This window comes from Streptomyces sp. ICN903 (assembly GCF_022015835.1).
Lineage (GTDB): Bacteria > Actinomycetota > Actinomycetes > Streptomycetales > Streptomycetaceae > Streptomyces > Streptomyces fenghuangensis.
Genome location: NZ_JAKMAY010000486.1, coordinates 1 through 2,499, shown reverse-complemented (window position 1 = coordinate 2,499; position 2,499 = coordinate 1). Strand labels below are relative to the sequence as shown.

General features: G+C 73.8%; 2 protein-coding genes. One reads left to right on the top strand and one right to left on the bottom strand.

Features of this window, described 5'->3' with window-relative positions:
* Positions 1-160 precede the first annotated feature (160 nt).
* The gene (locus L7D48_RS28025; RefSeq protein ID WP_237883780.1) at positions 161-1,177 is read right to left on the bottom strand and encodes a glycosyltransferase family 2 protein; all 1,017 of its coding nucleotides are present in this window, start codon (positions 1,175-1,177) and stop codon (positions 161-163) included.
* 187 nt (positions 1,178-1,364) lie between these two features.
* On the opposite strand from L7D48_RS28025, the gene L7D48_RS28020 reads away from it, so the two are divergent.
* A partial coding sequence (locus L7D48_RS28020) for a DUF6716 putative glycosyltransferase (RefSeq protein ID WP_237883779.1) occupies positions 1,365-2,499 on the top strand: 1,135 nt, incomplete at its 3' end.

The window sequence follows — 2,499 nt, the reverse complement described above, 5'->3', positions numbered from 1 at the left end:
GGGACGGTCTCGGGGACCGGGGCGGTGTTCGCGACCAGCAGCAGCCGCTCGCGGGCCGTCCCCAGCAGGCCCGCGTCCGCCGCGGCGGCCAGCAGTGCCGCGCCGTGCGGGGTGGAGGCCACCAGCAGCCGCACGGAAGAACCGTTCCGGCGGTCGGCGGTCATCGGGCGGCCTCCCCCAGGGGCGCGGCGGAGGACACGGCGGAGGACACGGCGGGGCGGCGGCGCAGCCGGCGCAGCGGCGCGGCGCGCTCGGCGTCCATGGAGTCCAGCGCCTGCGACACCAGGTCGCCGGGCATCCGGCGCAGGGCCGCCGCGCAGCGGGCGCGCAGCGTGCGGCGCAGCCGCGGCTCGAAGCGGTCGCCGGTCAGATGGTGGTGGATGACCGCGCAGTAGGTGCGCACGGCCTTCGGCAGCAGCGCGGCGGCCTCCCGGTCCCGGGAGGTCTCCTCCACCAGCAGGTCGTAGGCGCGCAGGAAGTCGAGCTGCCGCTCGTCGCCGGTCCGGGTGAGCGAGGTCGCCACCCCGCGCCGGTAGAAGACGCCCGTCAGGCCGACCACGGCGAAGGACTCCGCCTCGCGGTGCAGCCGCCAGATCCAGGGCCGGTCCTCGGCGGTGTGCAGACCGTCGTCGAAGCGCAGCAGGCCGCGGTCCAGCAGCCGCCGGTGGTAGACGCCGGCCCAGGCGTAGGCGTAGTCGACGGCGGTGGTGCGGTGCGCGGGGAGGATGGCGTCGCGCGGGTCCAGCACGGTGCCCCGGCGGCCCTCGGGCGCCCGGGCCAGGGTGCGCCGGCGGCCGGTGCTGCGCACATGGTCGGTGCGCAGGAAGTCGCAGCCCAGCGCCTCGGCGGCGGCGAGCAGTTCGCGGTAGTGGCCGGGGGCGGCCCAGTCGTCGGCGTCGAGGAAGGTGACGTACCGTCCGCGCGCCGCGTCCAGACCGGTGTTGCGGGCGCGGGCCACGCCGCCCTGCGTCCGGTGGCGTACGACCACCGCGCCGGGGATTTCCTTTTCCGCGCGTTCCAGGAGTTCCGAGGTGCCGTCGGTCGAGAAGTCGTCGACCAGAATGAATTCGATGTCCCCCTTTCCGAAGTCCGCCGAGTTGGCGTGCAGGCTCCGGAGCGTGTCGGGGGCGTACGGCCGAACATTGCGGAACGGCACGATGACGGAGAGCTTGACCACTCCGCAGAGGTTAGGGGCCCGATCGCCATCGATGCTGTCCAGGGGCGTACGGGCGGGTGAAATCGCGGTGGCGGAACGGTGAACCCCGTTTTCCGGAAGGCCGGTTGGCCTTCCGTCGGTGTGCTGTTAACCGTCTGTTGTATTCGCGTTGGGCCGAGAATCGGAATGTCTTTCTAGCGTCTTCGACGTGCCATCACGTACCGCTTCGGATTCCCCGCACGACGCCTCGGTCAGCGCAACACGCATTGCCGTTCTCGCCGATTCCGACACCCGCTGGAAATGGGGTGCGCTCACCGCGCACCGCATCGTCCCCGGCGCGCGCATCGACGGACTGCTGCTGCGCGGCCGGGCCACCCCGACCGCCCGCCAGCTCGACGAGGTGGGCGTGCGCGCCGCCTCGCTGCGCGAGGTGACGGCCGCACGGTTCCTGGCGGAGACCGACCGCGACGCGTACGACGTGGTGGTGCTCTCCTGCGTCGGCGGCACCGTCCAGGCGATGCTGCACGGCCTGTCCCACCGCCTGGACGGAAGAGGGCGCCGCCCGGTCACCGTCACCGGCTACGTCGGTGTCGTCTACGAGAAGCTCGCCGACGGGCTGCTGCTGCGGCACGGCGCGGATGTCGTCCTGGCCAACTCCGCACACGACGCCGAGCGCTTCCGCGCGGTCTACGAGGGGGTCGGCGCGGACGCCGGCGCCGTCGTGGAGTGCGCGCTGCCCTTCCTCGGGGGCGAGCCGTACCGGGAGTCGCAGGAGCGGCCGTACACGGTCGTCTTCGCCGTCCAGCCCTCCGTCCCCGCCTCCCGCGCCGACCGCGAGTACCTGCTGCGCCGCGCCGCCGGGCACGCCCGCCGCCACCCCGACCGCGAGGTGCTGGTGAAGCTGCGCAGCAGGCCGGGCGAGCACACCACGCACATCGAGGAGCAGCCCTACCAGAAGCTCGCGGCGCGGATCCCCGGCGGACTGCCGGACAACTGCCGCCTGGTCTACGGCCACATGGGCGAGGTGCTGGACCGCACCGACCTGCTGGTCACCGTCAGCTCCACCGCCGCCCTGGAATCGCTGCACCGGGGCATCCCCACCGCGATCCTCACCGACCTCGGCGTCCGCGAGGCGCTGGGAAACCACCACTTCATCGGCTCGGGCTGCCTGACCTCCTGGGACCGGCTCGACTCCGGGCTGCTGCCGAAGGCCGACCCGGCGTGGACGGCCCGGCAGGGCGTCGTCGCCGACGGCCCCTACGAGGCGGCCTTCGACGCCGCCCGCGAGCGCGTCGCGGAGCTCCTGGCCCGCCCCGCCCTGCCGCCGGTCGCCCCCTACTACA